General features: G+C 38.1%; 16 protein-coding genes. 8 read left to right on the top strand and 8 right to left on the bottom strand.

Features of this window, described 5'->3' with window-relative positions; genetic code table 11:
* The first annotated feature begins 14 nt into the window (after positions 1-14).
* On the top strand, positions 15-614 hold the full coding sequence (locus tag BMY50_RS08535) for a GNAT family N-acetyltransferase (protein WP_093322126.1): 600 nt from the start codon (positions 15-17) through the stop codon (positions 612-614).
* A gap of 136 nt (positions 615-750) precedes the next feature.
* On the opposite strand, the gene BMY50_RS08540 is transcribed toward BMY50_RS08535, so the two are convergent.
* The 5 genes from BMY50_RS08540 to BMY50_RS08560 all read right to left on the bottom strand — a co-directional run bounded on the left by BMY50_RS08540 (position 751) and on the right by BMY50_RS08560 (position 4,944).
* Positions 751-1,200: a hypothetical protein gene (locus tag BMY50_RS08540; protein ID WP_139202235.1), complete on the bottom strand. Its 450-nt coding sequence runs from the start codon at positions 1,198-1,200 to the stop codon at positions 751-753.
* A 155-nt stretch (positions 1,201-1,355) separates the two neighbouring features.
* Positions 1,356-2,105 (bottom strand): DeoR/GlpR family DNA-binding transcription regulator, encoded by a 750-nt coding sequence (locus BMY50_RS08545; RefSeq protein WP_093322136.1) that lies wholly within the window; start codon positions 2,103-2,105, stop codon positions 1,356-1,358.
* A 5-nt stretch (positions 2,106-2,110) separates the two neighbouring features.
* Positions 2,111-2,770, bottom strand: coding sequence for an HAD family hydrolase (locus tag BMY50_RS08550; RefSeq protein WP_093322141.1), 660 nt, complete (start codon positions 2,768-2,770; stop codon positions 2,111-2,113).
* A gap of 70 nt (positions 2,771-2,840) precedes the next feature.
* Positions 2,841-4,043, bottom strand: a complete 1,203-nt coding sequence (locus BMY50_RS08555; RefSeq protein ID WP_093322146.1) for an MFS transporter — start codon at positions 4,041-4,043, stop codon at positions 2,841-2,843.
* Between the two features lie 148 nt (positions 4,044-4,191).
* Positions 4,192-4,944, bottom strand: coding sequence for an SDR family NAD(P)-dependent oxidoreductase (locus tag BMY50_RS08560; RefSeq protein ID WP_093322150.1), 753 nt, complete (start codon positions 4,942-4,944; stop codon positions 4,192-4,194).
* A gap of 342 nt (positions 4,945-5,286) precedes the next feature.
* Between BMY50_RS08560 and BMY50_RS08565 the strand changes: the two genes are divergently transcribed.
* Positions 5,287-6,165, top strand: coding sequence for a cold-shock protein (locus BMY50_RS08565; RefSeq protein ID WP_139202236.1), 879 nt, complete (start codon positions 5,287-5,289; stop codon positions 6,163-6,165).
* Positions 6,166-6,361: 196 nt separating this feature from the next.
* Here the strand turns inward: BMY50_RS08565 and BMY50_RS08570 are convergent, their stop codons facing one another.
* Both BMY50_RS08570 and BMY50_RS08575 read right to left on the bottom strand, forming a co-directional pair.
* On the bottom strand, positions 6,362-8,794 hold the full coding sequence (locus tag BMY50_RS08570) for a TonB-dependent receptor (protein ID WP_093322159.1): 2,433 nt from the start codon (positions 8,792-8,794) through the stop codon (positions 6,362-6,364).
* A gap of 143 nt (positions 8,795-8,937) precedes the next feature.
* A complete protein-coding gene (locus BMY50_RS08575) occupies positions 8,938-9,825 on the bottom strand; it encodes an NAD-dependent epimerase/dehydratase family protein (RefSeq protein WP_202907769.1) in 888 nt (295 codons plus the stop codon).
* A 211-nt stretch (positions 9,826-10,036) separates the two neighbouring features.
* On the opposite strand from BMY50_RS08575, the gene BMY50_RS08580 reads away from it, so the two are divergent.
* Both BMY50_RS08580 and BMY50_RS08585 read left to right on the top strand, forming a co-directional pair.
* On the top strand, positions 10,037-10,669 hold the full coding sequence (locus tag BMY50_RS08580) for an ABC transporter ATP-binding protein (RefSeq protein WP_093322162.1): 633 nt from the start codon (positions 10,037-10,039) through the stop codon (positions 10,667-10,669).
* Positions 10,669-11,796 (top strand): hypothetical protein, encoded by a 1,128-nt coding sequence (locus BMY50_RS08585; RefSeq protein WP_093322165.1) that lies wholly within the window; start codon positions 10,669-10,671, stop codon positions 11,794-11,796. Before BMY50_RS08580 ends, BMY50_RS08585 begins: the two co-directional genes overlap by 1 nt.
* Positions 11,797-11,819: 23 nt before the next feature.
* Here the strand turns inward: BMY50_RS08585 and BMY50_RS28125 are convergent, their stop codons facing one another.
* Positions 11,820-11,987 carry a hypothetical protein gene (locus BMY50_RS28125; RefSeq protein WP_162276562.1) on the bottom strand — a complete coding sequence of 56 codons (168 nt, stop codon included), beginning with the start codon at positions 11,985-11,987 and terminating at the stop codon, positions 11,820-11,822.
* 463 nt (positions 11,988-12,450) lie between these two features.
* Here BMY50_RS28125 and BMY50_RS08590 point away from each other — a divergent pair, with 463 nt between their 5' ends.
* The 4 genes from BMY50_RS08590 (at position 12,451) to BMY50_RS08605 (ending at position 17,567) form a co-directional block, all read left to right on the top strand.
* Positions 12,451-12,666, top strand: coding sequence for an RNA polymerase sigma factor (locus tag BMY50_RS08590; protein WP_139202237.1), 216 nt, complete (start codon positions 12,451-12,453; stop codon positions 12,664-12,666).
* Positions 12,642-13,043, top strand: a complete 402-nt coding sequence (locus BMY50_RS08595) for an RNA polymerase sigma factor (protein ID WP_093322173.1) — start codon at positions 12,642-12,644, stop codon at positions 13,041-13,043. The genes BMY50_RS08590 and BMY50_RS08595 overlap by 25 nt, the downstream gene beginning before the upstream one ends.
* A gap of 110 nt (positions 13,044-13,153) precedes the next feature.
* A complete protein-coding gene (locus BMY50_RS08600) occupies positions 13,154-14,128 on the top strand; it encodes a FecR family protein (RefSeq protein WP_093322177.1) in 975 nt (324 codons plus the stop codon).
* 94 nt (positions 14,129-14,222) lie between these two features.
* On the top strand, positions 14,223-17,567 hold the full coding sequence (locus BMY50_RS08605; protein ID WP_093322181.1) for a SusC/RagA family TonB-linked outer membrane protein: 3,345 nt from the start codon (positions 14,223-14,225) through the stop codon (positions 17,565-17,567).
* Positions 17,568-17,589 lie beyond the last annotated feature (22 nt).

Here is a 17,589-nt window from a genome sequence, read left to right on the forward strand (position 1 = left end):
ATCAATTAACTGAGATGATCAAAGCCCACAAGAAGGACAAAGATTTGGTTGTAAATTTACTCAGTCATTCCTTTAAAGACAACCAAAGTGTTGCCTATATAGTAGGTAAAAGAAACGACAAGCAAAAACGCATTCGAGCATTAATTGATTATTCTTTCGAGCTCTGCTTTCTTTTTGGTGAGGTATGGCTGTCTGATGATAAAAAAGCATGTGCATTAGTTCTTTATCCACATCAAAAAAGAACCACATTAAAATCCACTTTGTTAGATATAAAATTAATTATCCGGGCTATTGGCTGGAGAGGTGCATTAAAAGCTATTAAACGGGAATCTAAAATCAAGGGTATCCAATCAAAAGAAGAAATGGCTTACCTTTGGTTTATCGGCGTTCTTTCAGCAGAGCAGCACAAAGGTATCGGAAGCGCTCTATTAAAGCAAGTACTAGATGGAGCAGCAAATGCAGGTTTATCTGTATATCTAGAAACTTCCACTCCTAAAAACATTCCTTGGTATAAAAGTTTTGGTTTCCAAAATTATGGATCTATTAATCTAGGATATGATTTACATTTCATGAAATGGGACCCTATAGCGGAAATCACGCATACAGAGCGCTGATCCCCTTCTATAACCGATGATTTAGCGCGAAAAGTACTTTTATAATATCCCATAATCCTATAAGTCTATCTTTAAAAGCGGGAAGGATTAAATTGCCTGTTAAAAACTTGACAGCACTGCGTCAATCTAAAAAAGCTTAATAAAGCTGATGCTCCTGCGAAATAAAGACAATTGACAACTCTCCTTTCCCATCTATATATGTTAATTTAGCAATAGCAAATTGTGCAAAAACATCCATTTCCGCTCCACATAACTTCTCAACATGTTTTAGCAATGCTTGATAAGGGATTGACTCGACGGAACATTTCGGGTTGATATCTGCCAGCATTTCACAAAAAACACTAAGTGGTCTGTCACATTCCTCAGACGTCTTCACCCAAAAAGGTAAGCGTCTTTTTTTTGGTTTTAGATCTACAGGCCTCCAAAGCGATTGCAATTGAAAAGAATAAATTCTGTAATATAAGCAATAAGTTACTTTTTCTGGTTTCTTACCCAGATATCTCCATATCCGCCAATTTGAAACGGTTCGGAGAACAAATTTATCCATCATTGATTTTTCCTTTGATACGTTTTTTAATGCTTCCATGAATGCCAGATTGATAATCATCTTAACATTAGTCGTATTCAAAGAAAAATAAGGAAACAACAATTGAAAATTTATTGGCTCTTATTTGAAGTCGTGGTATATATACTCGTTAGGATAATATTATTTAATTAGGTTTTATGAAATGTATTGTATTGTTAGACCAATTGTATTCCAGTATTCCTAAATGCGTCCAGTCTTTCGTTTTCACTTGGTATATCAGTAATCATTACCGTGATATCAGCAATACCGCATATTCTGAAGTGGTCCGTGCTTCCTAATTTTTCACTATTGCTGAGTGCAATAGTATTCAATGATGCGTGTAGCATTGCACGCTTCACTTCCCCATCCTCGCGTATAGCAGCAGTAATTCCAAATTTACTGTCTGCTGCACAAGTACCCATAAAATAAAGATCGGCTACATATTCTCCTACTTCCCTGCAAGTCCGAGCACCTGTATTTGTTTCCATTATCCTATTATAAACTCCACCTAATACGACTACTTCGATTCCCTTATACTTGGCCAATATAGGAACAAGCGCCTGATTATTGGTCACTACGCGAAGTTGCACATCCGCAGGGAAATGACTTGCTATTGCGCAAACAGTAGTACCACCGTCCATAAAGATGGTTTGACCATTCTTTACAAATTGCTGCGCTTTTAGCGCAATCACATTCTTACCCCCAACAAGATAGGCTGTACGATCCTGAAAACTTAGTGGGTTCTTTGAACGGGGAATAGCTCCACCCCGTACTTTTGATAACAGACCATTTTTGTGGAGGATTTCAATATCCCTTCTTACAGTATCTTCGGATATCGCTAAGTCTTGCGCCAATAGTTCATACGTAACTATTTGCCTCTTTGCCAGCGTCTGCAAGATATAATCCAAACGTTCTTCTTTTAGCATCCTTTCTACATCTTAAAAAATCCATCACCCAATAGCTGCGGCAATTCGTTCATTTTATCGAACACGACAGCACCTTTCTCTGCAAGCGCTTCCCTATTATAGCCATTTGTTAATGCAAAAACACGAAAGCCTCCCCTAAGCCCTGCTTCTACTCCTGCCAAACTATCTTCGATCACGATACATTGAGAAGGTAAAAAGTTCATAGCGCTAGCAGCATGCAAAAATATTCCAGGATCGGGCTTCCAACTGCCTATTTCGTAGGAACTAAATATTCTCGCAGCTTCAAAGAACGGCAGTATACCAGTAAGACGGAGATTCAATTCAATTTTCTCACGCGGGCCGCTAGATGCGACACAATAAGTCACATTAATGGATTGTAATAAATTCACTACGCCCTCAATAGGTTTAACCTTCTTTTTAAATTCGTCATAAGCACGCCGCCTAAAATGCTGCTCAAAGTCGTCAGGAAAAGAAGTGCCTGCAATCGCTTCCAGCATCTTTATCGTCTCCAATATTTGCCTACCACTAAACAACTTAACAGCCTCTTCGATGTCGATCTTAGTTTCAGGTATTGCTGCCATTTCCAGTAGTACTGAAATCATGATCGTCTCCGTATCTACTAATACCCCGTCGCAATCAAAAATGATACATTCGATATTTTGCATATTGTAAAATAAATTCTCTTGTCTATTTTATTTTCTTGTTCAGACATCGCCCATAATAATTGGTATCCCTTTAACAAGCCGTTGCGTGTTTAACACTTTTTGATACATGTGGCGTTCTTATTGCATACATCAGAGCGACCAATAAAAGTAGCAACCCAATAAAACCTAAGGCTACCGACAATGATGAATGATAAGCAATAAAGCCCAATAATGCAGGGCCAACCAATTGCCCAGCATAGCCCATAGTAGTGATCGCGGGAATCGTCACAGTAGGTGAAACCCCCTTCAATCTTCCACCTTCACTAAAAAAAACTGGGACAATGTTAGCAGCTCCCAGTCCTAGTAACACAAATCCTAAAAGGGCCGTGGCAATCCATGGCGTAAAAACAGCTAAAAAAAATCCGGCAGCCCCTAATAGGCTACCACCGATAACTACTTTTCTACCATCTAATCTTGCAACTAAATGATCTCCTATCAAGCGCATAGTTGCCATTGCGACAGAAAAAGCAGCGTAACCTGTTCCGGCTAATTCTGATCCGACTCCTCTATTTTCGCGCAAAAAGATAGCACTCCAATCGAGCATAGCACCCTCAGCAAGAAATACCGCAAAACACATAAAACCCAAAAAAAGAACACTTCCCTTTGCCCAGGTAAATGCACCTGCGCGCGTTACTTCTTCGTTTGAGGAAAATCCTTTAATAGCATCTTGTTCAGCAGATGCCGTGAAAAGGCTCTTGTATTGCGATATAGCAATTATGATCAATAACAGCGAAATTCCTATTGCAGCAATGACTGGTGCTAATCCAAATTTTATCAAAAAGCCTAAACCTAAAGATCCCAATAAACCTCCTACGCTAAAGAGTCCGTGAAAGGAAGACATAATATGTTTACCATAAAGATTTTGCACATGCACAGCGTGCGCGTTCACTGCTACATCAACCGTACCAACAGCAGCTCCAAAAATAAACAATACAATCCCCATTGTTATTGGAGAGGTCATAGTTAGGAGTAAGGGCAATGTAAAGGCCATAGTCAAGGAAGAGCATAAGATTACTATCCGACTACCAAAACGCCCTGTTAATACACCGGTGAGCGGCATCATCGTAATGGCTCCCCCACCTAAAAGAAGTAGTAGCAATCCCAGATCCGCATCATTTAGTCCCAATCGATCCTTCGCATAAGGTACCATCGGTGCCCAGCTCGATATTCCAAGTCCACAAACCAAAAAAATAAGCTGCGTCGCTCTTCGACCTTTGAGTATAAAATTTTGCATATCTTGAAATTAAAATTCACGAATGCAAATAAATGCATTTTTGCATGAAATTGCAAAATAAAAATCAATTTGTTGAAGAGCTATCCAAATGGTAAAAAAATCAGCATCCAAAAGCGCTTTTGTAATTAGGTATCGATAACGGCCTGATTTAAATCGCAGTATAACCACCGTCGATTAAAAAATATCCCCCCGTAATGAAAGAAGCTTTATCTGAACTTAAAAACAGCACCAATTCTGCTACTTCTTCCGGTTGCCCCAAACGACCTATCGGATGTTTAGCTTTAAGACCTTCCATTTGTTCTTCACTTAAGTGTTCGGTTAATAGAGGCGTTTCAATATATCCTGGACCAACGGCATTACATCTAATATTTTTACTACCATATTCTGCTCCGATATTTTTGGTAATACCTACCACCCCATGTTTCGAGGCTGTATAAGCGATAGATGACGGAGCCGCAACCGTACCATGTACAGAAGCCATGTTTACGATTACGCCTCCACCGTTTTTTTCCATCGCTAGTAATTGGAATTTACAACCATAATAAACACCATTAAAATCTACATTTATTACTTTATTCCAATCATCTATCTCATAATCGGCAGCCAATGCGGCAGGGCCGCCAATGCCAGCATTATTACAGGCTATATCTAATTTCCCAAATTTTTCAATAGTTTGTTTAACTAACAATTCATTGCCTTCAACAGTAGATGTATCTGCTTTGATGAAATACGCTTCTCCGCTTAATGTTTCTATCTCGCGTACTGTCTGATTACCGCCATTTTCATCAATATCAGAAACGATCACCGAAGCACCTTCTTTTGCATAGGCAATAGCCACTGCTTTTCCAATACCGGATCCCGCACCGGTTACAAGCGCAACTTTATTTTTAAGAATACTCATGACAAATTATTTTTGTGTAAACAAATCACTTATTGCTAAGTGTTCATTGTTGAAACAGCTTGTTAGTTCTTTTGTTCATTTTTTTCAGAAGATTCGTAGAAAGATTTCCTTCATATCAAGAAGCCATTAATTTTTATCCTGGTGAATAAACTATAAAACAACAACTATTGAGTCATTCATTTGAATAACAATAATAAATAAGCAAATAAAAACTGGTCTATATATTGATTAATGTTACTTTTCTGTTAAGAAAAGGTGTATTTATTCATTATCAATGAAAAAACAACAAATAAATATTCTTTTCCACAAATTATTCCTAAATAATCCTTATTTTTATCAGCGTTGAATCGTAATCAAAAATCCAAGGCCATGTTCATCGGTGCTGTGAAATGGTTTGATAATCAAAAGGGATTCGGGATGCTAGTGTTACCTACCGAAGAAACCCTATTTCTACACGTTCGTGGCTTTGCCTCTACTCCATCAACTGTGCAAATTGGTGATGTTGTGATTGGAGAGAAAAAACCAGATAAAAAAAAGGATGGTTTTGTAGGACACAATTGCCACTTGGCAAGCAACTTAAACGACTGGTTAATAACCATGAGCTTAATTGACCAACCTCATACCGTCAATTTAAATCCTGAGGTAAAAAAATTCAACTCAAAAAGGGAGGCTCCAAGATCTAATCTGCACCACAACTTACTCCAATTGGCTGCAAAACAAATATTAAAAGATAAGGATATAGAAGAGATATTCAGAACTGCAATACACTATCATGAGCATCACTTACCTCCTTCACAATTTATTGCTTACGCAACACTTTTAAATCATACGATCAAAGATTTGCTGGATCCAGAAGCTGCAGAACAATTATTAGATAGAATATTTAAATCTTTTGGGGCGTCACTTAATCCAGAAATGTTATTTAAAGTATGGAAAAATCGTGCCTTTAGATTCATCGGTTACCTAGGAGATGGAGATTTCGAGATCCCTGAAGAAGTACTAGGCCTTTATGCTACAGAGATAGGACACCGGGAATTAAGCCGGATTAAAAGCTATAGTTTTGGCCCTGCGTTTTGCGCTGATATGGTTGAAGCCAATTTGGACGGGCTGGATTTTAAGAATCAGGAAGAAATGCAAGAGGCCCTGTCATATGTTGAAATCCTTGATGGTGAAGAGAAAATCAGATGGGAAAATTATATCAAAAGTAATTTAGAAAAATAACCGTTTAAAAACAATTAGCCTAGACCCCTGCTTATTCTACTAATCTATTGCCGTGGTGTTGATTCTTTATAAAAAGAAGTGTAGATACCGTATGTTGTATTTAGGTATTAAACCTCTTTAAAAGAAATACCCCGCATCTGAAATATTAATCGATACGAGGTATTTTAGAAAGAAAACTGATTTTGATCCTTCTTATTTATTGAACGAATTTATAAGTTAAACTCAAGCGAAAGTTTGTTGGTAAGTCATAAATCCAATTATAAAAGCTAGCGGCAGCGCTTGGATTTGTCGCGATACTCCCGGATGTATATAATTTTCTATTCAACAGATTGTTAACCACCCCAGACACCAAAAATTTCCCTCTTTCATAAGAGATTCCTGCATCGAAGCGGTAATAATCGATAAAATTCGGCTTTGTTTGATTTGAACCAGCAAAACGATCAATCATCATTTGGTATCCACCACTTAAACCAAAGCCATTTAAGGCCGACGACGTATCGTGAAAGCGGTAGCTTAGCCAGCCGTTAGAAATATGTTTAGCAGTACCATTTAAATAGGTTCCCGTTAAATTCACACCTGCTGCATTTGTTTCATCCTTCGTTACCTTCGGTTCAGTATAAGCATAATTAAAAGTCAATTCAAGTCCTTCCGCCAGTTCTCCTGTCACATCCAATTCAATCCCCCTTGAACGGATTTCACCAATCTGGATTCGATAATTCTGCGGATTACCTTCTGCAAAGCGTGGATCGGCTGTTAAAACATTTTTCTTCGTAATCTGATATACTGAAAGGGTGCTGTTCCATTTGCCGTTAAGCCAATCCTTCTTTAAACCAAACTCAATATTATTACCCTTGATAGGCACAAATTTATTACCATCCGCATCTTCTCCAGCCTGTGGCAGAAAACTCTGATCAAATAAACCATAGCCTGTAAAGTTCTCCGAAAACGAATAGCTGAGACCAAAACGAGGGGTCACCACATTATCTTTTAAATCACTATCATTGTTTTTACCTACTGTAACGGCACGTGTAAAGCGCGCAGCCAACGTTAACCGTAGTTTCTCATCTAACATGCGTAACTCATCCTGTACATAAATGCCATTATAAGACACATTGGTAGCATAAGCATTGGAGCCCGACCGCTCTTTTATACTTTTACTGCGATCGAAGGTTGGAATACTATCCATTGGTATACCATACACCGGATTATAGATATTAAAGGGTTGGTTGTCTCCTAAATTAAGACTCAAAATACCTGAACTACTAAAATCTCCCCAGGTTTTCAATTGTCCCATATCTAATCCACCAATTATATGGTGCACAACGCTACCTGTCACAGTGCTTCCTTGTATCATAAACTGCGCAATTTTATTGGTCGCTAATTCGTCACCGATATTATAAGCACGAATCATATTACCGGCATCATCTATGGAACTGGGCCAAACCGTCCCTCCTCCATTTAATGAATAGTTGAAGTAAGCACCTTTCGCACTAAACTTCCAATTTTCATTAATTTGGTGATCGAGATAAATATAGGCATTGTGATCATTTAACATACGTGGATCAAGTGCTGGGTCTCCCATGAAAAAGCTGTGAGGAACATCTCCAAAGCCTTTCCTCGAGAAGCTGTAATTGCCTAAAGCCTGCGCTTCTACATGCTGGTGAGTGTATTCTGCGGTGATGACAGTTGCACTATCTATCTGATAACTGATTACAGGAGCAATTACATAGCGCTTATTATAATTATATTTGTTATAGGAATCTTTATCCTGTGCAGCCAAATTTAAGCGGTATAAAAAGCGTCCGTCTTTTGATAGCTTACCGTCGAGATCTATTGCTACTCTGGCAGTATTGTAAGATCCAGCAGAAAATGACACAGAACTTTTGTTCTCGCCCGTAGGTTTTTTCGTTACCACATTATAAATACCGCCAGGTTCACCATTAGCCATCATGAAGCCGGCTGGTCCTTTTACGAACTCTACACGCTCCACGGTTGACATATCGTCGGCCAACGGACCCCATGGCATTTTCACATTAATACCATTACGGAATGCCGGAATACTCGTACCGCGCATCGAGATATTTGCGTACTGGCTATCCCAATGACCACTTCGTATAGCACCGCTCACATTTCTCGTAATACCGTCTACCATGTCAAAGACTTGCTGCTGTGCGATGATTTCTTTTGTTACGACTTTAATATTTTGAGGAGCTTCTAATAATGGTCCTTGCAGGCGTAAAGATCCTGACGGTTTATCTACTTTATAATGGTTTTTTTGTGTGGAAATCACAACCTCTTGCAATCTTGCATAGTCTTCCTGAAGAGAGAAATCTGTAATGACGGTTTCCTTGACTTCAATAATGACCGACTTAAATGCGGTGAGTAAACCTACTGCTGTCGCTTTTAAAGAATAAGTGCCTTGGGGGATTTTGTTGATTTTATATTCTCCCAACTCATTTGTTTTGGCACCAAAAGAGGTACCGTCTAACGTGATCGAAATACCTTCCGCAGGTTTTCCGTCAGAAGTTGTAATACGGCCTTTTAGGTTACCATTGACCTGCTGGGCCATGATCGGTGTTGCGTATAAAAAAGTGGCAATTAGCGTAAAAATAAGATAAAGTTTTTTCATTTTTATTGATAACAAGTCTAAATAAGCTGCAAATAAAAAAGAAAAAACTTAAACCACCTAATTATTTTGATTAATTCTAAATAACAAAAAACCGCAAAGATCATTTAACCTTTGCGGTATTATTTATCAATTTTAGATGCCGACTAAATAAAATCGTGTATGGAGCTATATTTTGGGGCCCAGCCAAGTTCTAAGCGTGCTTTATCTGCACTGCATATGCTATTAGAAGCCAACGCAAAATAAGCACCTTCTAAACCAAAATATTTGACTCCCTCATCTATTGTTATGGATTTAGTAGCCTTTACACCCATTCGGTCACTAATCGTTTGTGCAATATCTTTTAGTGATGAAGAACCATTTTCTGCATAGTAATAAGCACCTGCTTTCGCTTTTTCCAATGCTAATAAATAAAGATTTGCCAAATCTTCGATATGCACGTTAGACCATATGTTTTCGCCTTTTTCAATGTATATTCCTGCTCCCTTTTCTTTTGAAACTCTTTCTAACATAGGTACCTGAATACTCTCTTTTTTCAGCCCAAAGCCTTCACCATAAATCATAGTAGGAACAATAATAATACTTCGCACACGATTTTTAGCAGCAAGTAAAATATGATTATTAATCTCCATGCGATGCGCCTTCTCAAAACGAGGTTTTAGCGGAATATCTTCCGTATAAACAAAATCATTTTTCTCACCATAATCCTTGTTTCCTAAAATACTTGATCCCGATGTATAAATAAATGTTTTACCCGTCCCTTTTAATGCTTCTAAAAATGTATCCACTGCATAGGGATCATCTGCATCTGCAGCGTGGATGACGGCATCTGCTTTAAGTGATTCAGCTTTCAGCAATGGCGCATCTTCTAAACTGCCTTTCACTGGAAGAATACCCAGTGCTTTTAATTTATCTGCATCAGCGTCCTTTCTAAATAGTCCACTTACCGTATAACCGCGTTTGATTAATAAAGAAGCAATAGAACCTCCGATATACCCTGTAACGCCTGTTATAAATACTTTTTTAATATTCATGATATAGTCCTTTATAAGGAATAACAATATTTGGTAATTTGTTTTGCAAATATCAGAAGAATACAACTATTACTGAAATAACATAAATCATAATAATAAATCATAAAAATAATAATAAGCTCAAAACCATCCCGGCTGGAATATAGCCGCCTACTGTAACAAAATATCTTCCCACCGCTCTAAATTGCAATAATCAGCAAAGAATTTAAACATGTTACATTTTAGCAATTTCAGCAAATCCTATGGTGCTAATACGGTTCTCCGAATTAATGATTTCACCATCGAACCGGGTATTTATTGGCTTCATGGGCCAAATGGTTCAGGAAAAAGTACCTTGCTAAAATCTATTGGTGGTCTTTTATTTTTTGAAGGAGAATTATTGCTTGACTGTATAAATCTAAAACGCGATAGCACAAATTATAAGCGGAAGGTGAATTTTGGAGATGCTGAACCAATCTTTCCGGAATTTTTAACGGGGACTGAGATGATATCCTTATTTGAAGAAGCGAAGAACGCTCCAGCCAAACAAGTAGATGATTTAATTGAGGGGATGAACATGCACGCTTATCTACATGAACCGTTGGGAAGTTATTCTAGTGGCATGCTTAAAAAATTGTCGTTGGTACTTGCTTTCGTGGGAAACCCTAAGTTAATACTTTTAGATGAACCATTGAATACAATTGACCAGGCATCTTTAGCAGTACTTTATCAGTTTATAAAAGACAAACACGAAGAAGGAGAAATCAGCTTTTTACTGTCATCACATCAGCCATTGGATAAACAGGCGCTACCGCAGATCAAAGAGCTATTAATCGACCAGCGAACTATTAACCTCTTTAATTGATGTTGTCTACACAAACAAAAATATTAACGAAAACCTTTGCCTCAAGCTTCTTCAAAGCACATGCTGGTTTTCTATTTTTTTTATTTGCCACCCTAATAAGTTATTGCTTCTTCATCAAGACCCTTGGTAAAGTAAGTCCTGAAGAGGCTACCTTTTTTAATCTTGCCATTACCTTGACTATTTTGAGTACACCAATCATGACTGTTATTTTCTTTTTAGCATGCATCATTTATACGCTTAAAAGTTGGCAGTATATAACATTACAACTTCAATCTGTTCAAAATGAGTTTTTATATTATAGTATTGCTGCCGCGAGTAAATCGGCACAGTTAAAAAGCTGGTTTATCGTACAACTTAGAATATTCTTACCGATATTAATTTATGCAATATATTCTGTAATAGTGGGTATTGCTTATGGCTACTATTTACATTCCCTCTTTGTTATCTTTTTTATAATACTTCTTACGGCAGCAAGTTCATGGTTCTATGTGCACATAACTAACAAATTAAATCATATAAACAATATTTCTGTTCTTATAAAACTTGTCAAGAATTGGAGAAAACCCTTTTTTACACTCTACACATTTTATGTATTTAATCAATCAAAAATAGTTTTTCTCATTACAAAAATTAGTTCGTGGTTATTAATAATGGGCATTTTCCAGGTGTTTTCAGATCTAAAAAACGACATCAGAGTGCCATTCCTTATTATGCTCATGGTTATTATTACGCACACTGTTTTAATTTACAACGAATATCGATTCAACACCAATTATCTTTCTTTTTCATATAATTTCCCTATTCCTAAAACGACATTATTCTTTGGATTTACCATCAACTACTTTCTCCTCTTACTTCCTGAAATAATGTGGTTTTTCACACATTATAGTTCTCTTTCAGCATTGGGCATCACACTGTGGGGATTTAGTTTAGTGATGTTGCTACGCAGTTTTCTTTACCGTACCGGATTAAAAATAAAGACTTTTATAAAGACCATATTCATCTTATTCTTTTTTCTTCATTTTGTCATTATGTATCAACTGGTATGGACCATCCTTCCAATCAGTTTGGTTTTATCATACGTTACCTTCAGTCGAAATTACTACTATAAAACCATATTGGAATAGGTCGCATCTTAGCACAAACAACATTATTGAATACAAAATTCACAATTTCCCCGATCAGCATAAGCACTTCCCCGATTGGAATCGTTGCGCTCCCGGTCAACGATGGCACAATGCATACCAACTTTAGTCTGAAGTAGGTCAGCATAACAATAAGACTGATCAGGAACTACCTTAAGCTGATCAGAAATCATCTTATTCCTGTAGTGTTTAGCTTCAAGTAAATCAGGCCTGCATCATTCCTACCTGAAATTCATACAATGCTGACCAGCATTGCGGTGAAGTCGACTAATATGGTTTTATTTCTATTCAGAATTAGGTCAATGTTAACCGGAATAAGCACAAAGTAAATCAGCATCAAGGTAAACCTGATTGGGAATGTCATCGGGTCATTTAGAATTGGCACTCAGCTGATCAGGAAAGCTATATTCCTGACCGGCATTGCCTTTCCCCTTATTGAAACCAAACTGTTTCTCATTAGACCTGTCGTAATATTAATTGAATTTATCACAAAGTCGGTTGGAACCATATTATTCCCTAAAGGGATAAGCACGATGACAATAAAAACAAAAGTAAATCCAATCGGAAAAGCAATACAGTTGATCGGAAAAATAGCTGCAAAAGCTTAACATTAGGATAACATCTAAAAAAATACATTTGCCTACAGGTATAATGTTAATGGAACCCCTGTACGGCCAAGATTTAATTACACGCATCAAAGAAGGAGACGGGTCCGCTTTCGAGACCTTATATCAGCAAAACTGGCAACAGCTATATGTTTTCGCTGTAAAACGTTTGGACGATGAGGAGGAAGCAAAAGATGTGGTACAGGAAGTATTTATTAATTTATGGGCAAAACGCCACAATATTTGATCAATCAAAATGTAGGTGGCTACCTGATGCAGATGACCAAAAACGAAATCATCAGAAAGGTACAGCAAGCGCTTCGCAATCAGGAAAAAACGGAACAGTATAGGCTTCATATTATTCCGTCACTACTTCAGATCTACGATCGCCTTGATTACAAAGAACTTGAGAAACATCTTCAAAAAGAAGTAAGCTCTCTTCCCAACCGTCAGCAACAAATTTATAAGCTGCATAATGAAGAAGATCTCAGTATAAGAGAAATCGCAGAAAATTTGGAAATTTCAGAACAAACAGTAAAGAATCAGCTCGTAACTGCCAACAAAAGAATAAGGATAGCTCTTAAGGAGGCCCTTTTACTAATAATTCTTCATCATATACAGTAATTGCTCAACACTTTCATATTAAACACATAATTTCTTAATAATTTCATAACCAAGTTCAACTAGTACCTTTTTCTTCTCAGACACTCATATGACTGTTACAGCACGTCAATATGGAAGAAAAAGAATTAGATGCACTTTTAGAACGATACTTAGCCGGTACAGCATCCGAGCGGGAAAAAGCCATTATAGAAGCCTGGTTTGCAGAAGTCAATGATAAACCTTTTATACTTAATCCAGCACAGTTAATTCCAAGCGCTCAAAAAATGTTGGAGGAGATTGCCCGGAAAACAAATTATACACAAAAGAAAAGAAATATATTCCATTTAATAACAACCTGGAAAATAGCGGCTTCCGTCTTGTTATCCCTTTTTGCTTACTTCGCATTTCTATGGGTACAGCAAAAAAATCAACCTATTTCCAATAAAACCAATACGAAGTATTTCTCCTATCATACAACACCTGGCCAAAAGGCTAAACTAACGCTTCCCGATAGTAGTATTATCTGGCTAAACGGCAACTCATCTATACGATATAGCAAAAATTTAACAGACACTGTGAGAGAAATTTTCCTTGATAAAGGAGAGGCATTTTTTGCGGTAAAGGAGGAAATACAGCGTCCCTTTATTGTCCATACCATGTACATAGACACAAAAGTACTGGGTACTTCCTTCAATATCCGAGCGCTCGATTACGAGGGCAACTATGTATTAAGTGTGAGTACAGGTGCTGTACAAGTCAAAGAAAGAAAAGGCAAGGAACGTATATTAGGTAATTATACTGCTGGCAAACAGTTAAGTTATGCGGTATTAAATCAAATTTATCACGAAAAGCAAGTTAAGGTAAGCGACTTTATTGCATGGAAAGAGCAGGTGCTTGTTTTCCGAGATGCCTCTTTCCTAGAGGTAAAGCAGCAGCTAGAAGATTGGTATAATATTAAAATAACATTCACAAGACACCAACCCAAAAATATAGCCTTCACCGCCACTTTTAAAAATGAATCACTACACACAGTATTACAAGCACTCAGTAAAATAAATCCATTTACTTACACCATTAACGACAAGGAGGTACTCATAAAACACTGAAAAAAATCAACCAAAATGAATAAGCCGGAATTGCGCTAACAACTCCGGCAGTCTGTTTCCAATTGCTTTCAAAACATTAAAAACATATAAATATATGGTAAAAATTTTAAAAGGTTATTTTTTATACGGCCTACTCATTATGAAAATTTCGTCATTAGCCTTTATTATTCTAACGCTCACTGCTGGCACACTTCTCGCCAAAAAAGGCCATGCCCAACAGCTGAGTGACGTACAGATACACATGAGCGCACCACAACTGACACTCGATGAAGTATTGCAATCTGTACAGGAGCAAAGCGGTTTTACGATGATGTATAACCCAAAAGCTATCAAAAGCAACAGAAAAATAACGTTAACTACCAAACAGCAAAATGCTGCCGACTTATTAACTTTTCTTGCAGAAAATTATGCCTTAACTATTCAGCAAAATGGGCAGTATATATACGTAAAGCCCCTTGCCATACCTGCTATTATAAGTGGCACGGTAACCGATGAGTCTGGAATTTCTCTTCCTGGAGCAAGTATTCGGGTAAAGGGCAGCAATCAAGGGTCAATGGCTAATGAACAAGGGCAATTCTCCCTTTCCTTAAAGCCAGGCACTTATATCGTCAACGTTTCTTACATAGGGTATCAATCACGTGAATTCGAAAACATTGTTCTCTCAGAAAATCAACGATATACACTCAATCCCGTTCTAAAAGGAATGGGAGTGTTAAAGGAGGTTGAAGTGAGTTATGGACAGCAACGCCAACGTGAAATTTCCGGATCTATAGTGGATCTTGATGCCAGTAGTCTTCAAAGTATGCCCGTGGGTCAGTTTGCACAGCAATTACAAGGAAAAGTAGCAGGTGTACAGGTGGGGCAACCAAATGGACAACCGGGCCGAGGTATGGAATTCCGCATCCGGGGTGCTGCTTCCTTATCGTCAGGCAATCAACCTTTATTTGTAATTGATGGAATGCCCATCACAGGAAGTATTAATAATATCAATCCGGCAGAAATTGAATCGTACACCATTCTAAAAGATGCGTCAGCCAGTTCTCTTTATGGGTCGAGAGCAGCCAATGGTGTAGTACTAATCACTACAAAACATGCAAAGCCTGGTGACGCGAAAGTGGATTTTAACAGTTTCTACGGCGTTCAGAAAATCCCGCAGAAAGGGATTCCGAAAATGATGACAGCCCGGGAATTTGCTCAGTTTCAAAATGAATATTTCGAAGATCGCGTTAAATACGAAAATTACAAAGGCAAACTTGACCCTGTCTATGAAAATCCCGATCGTTATGGTGAAGGTACCAATTGGTTTGATGTCTTAACACGTACAGCACCCATTCAGAATTATGACCTAACGATTTCTTCAGCACGCGAAAAGTCGTCCTCCACGGTCGTAATGGGTTATCAAAATCAGCAAGGTGTTGTGATCAACACAGGGACTCAATTATTCTCCCTGCGCTTTAATCAAGATTTGCGCTTAAATAACGACAAGCTCAAGCTAGGTATCAATTTTGCGCCGAGTTATCGTTTAGATCACAATAATCGCTTACAAACAGAAGGTGTGGGTGGTTTGATCCAAAAGGCATCAGAAGCGAGTCCGCTCATTGCGCCAATAGATGAAAATGGAGAAATGCCATTATATGTTAATTCTCCAGGCATGGTAGCGAACGTAAATCCATACAAGCAGTATATGCTGACAAAGGACGATTATAAAACCACCCGTATGTTGGGCAACGCCTATGTAAATTATGAGATCGTCAAAGGATTAAGCATTAAAGGAAATCTCGGATTAGATATGGGCGCTGAGACCCGGAACCGATTCATCCCGGCGTCCATAACAGCCAGTAATATTGCTACCGGCTCAAGCAGTTCGGTAAGTAACTACAGCTATACGGCCGAAACTTACCTGAATTATAACAGACGCTTTGGCGATCATTACCTAGAGGCCTTAGTTGGTTATTCAGCACAACGTTTCAATCAAGAAGGTAATAGCCTTACTGGTACCAACTTTCCTAATGATGATGTTGAATGGATCAGTGCTGCACCTGTTATTAGTGAGGGCAGCAGCAATACGACAGCCTACTCTTTGTTATCCACTATCAGTCGACTTAACTACCACTATAAAGGAAAATATTTATTATCCGCAGCCATGCGTTATGATGGCTCTTCCCGTTTCGGACAGGACAAAAGATACGGTGTATTCCCATCCATATCTGTCGGTTGGGTAGTAAGTGACGAGAATTTTATGAGGAATTGGCAAGCTATTGAACTGTTAAAAATAAGAAGCAGCTACGGCATTACAGGGAATAATAACATAGGAAACTATACCCACATAGCTAATATAGGCAACTACAATTACATTGTAAACGGCACGTTAACGCCAGGTTTAACAATTAGTAGTTTAGGGAATCCTGAATTAGGATGGGAACGAAACAAACAGTTCGATATAGGTCTTGACCTTTCACTCTTTCAAAACCGTTTGGCCTTTACATATGATTATTATCACAAAGTATCAGACGGACTTATACAGGCCCGCCCTATTCCGCAAGCATCTGGTTTCTCAAGTGTTATTGCTAATATTGGGGTACTTAAATTTTGGGGCCATGAGTTCAGCATACGCAGTAACAATCAATTTGGCCAACTTACCTGGTCGTCCAGCTTCAATATTTCATTTGATAGAAACAGAATCCAATCGCTCGTAAGTCCAGGTTTTTTACGTCGTAACAACACCATTAGCTCCGATTATTACCGCAACCAAGAAGGGCAGCCCTTAGGAATGTTTTATGGTTTTGTATTTGACGGCCTGTACAAGGATGAAGCTGATTTTGAAAACACAGCTAAACACGTCAGCTCTAGTGTAGGCTCTATCAAAATGCGAGATATAAATAGTGATGGTATTATTGACGATAACGACCGCACGTTTATTGGTGATCCAAATCCTGATTTCTTATTTGGCTTCACTAACGATTTTAGTTATAAGAATTTCGATCTGGGAATAGCCATCAATGGTTCTGCCGGTGGTAAAATCATTACCCCTTCTAAGTGGGCTTACTTAACCAATCTAGATGGTGCTCGTATGATTTTAGCTGCAGCGAAAGACAGATGGCGTTCACCCGAAAACCCAGGATCTGGCGTTTACCCCCGTACCATGACAGGTACCACCGTAATGGGTAGAAATGTAAACAGTCAATGGGTAGAAAGTGGATCCTTCTTGAAGGTAAATAACATCACCCTTGGTTACCGTTTCAATATACAGAACAATAAATTATTAAACCAATTGCGTGTGTATGCCTCTGTTCAAAACGCCTTCATTATTACCGGTTACACGGGTATAAATCCCGAGGTTAGTTTAGACGGATTAAACGGCACAAGTATCGGTATAGATGAAAACGCCTATCCTGTGCCACGCACCTATTCATTGGGTTTAAGTTTAACAATAAAATAATTAGACAAAAGTTCAACATAAA

The organism is Olivibacter domesticus (genome assembly GCF_900109575.1).
GTDB lineage: Bacteria > Bacteroidota > Bacteroidia > Sphingobacteriales > Sphingobacteriaceae > Olivibacter > Olivibacter domesticus.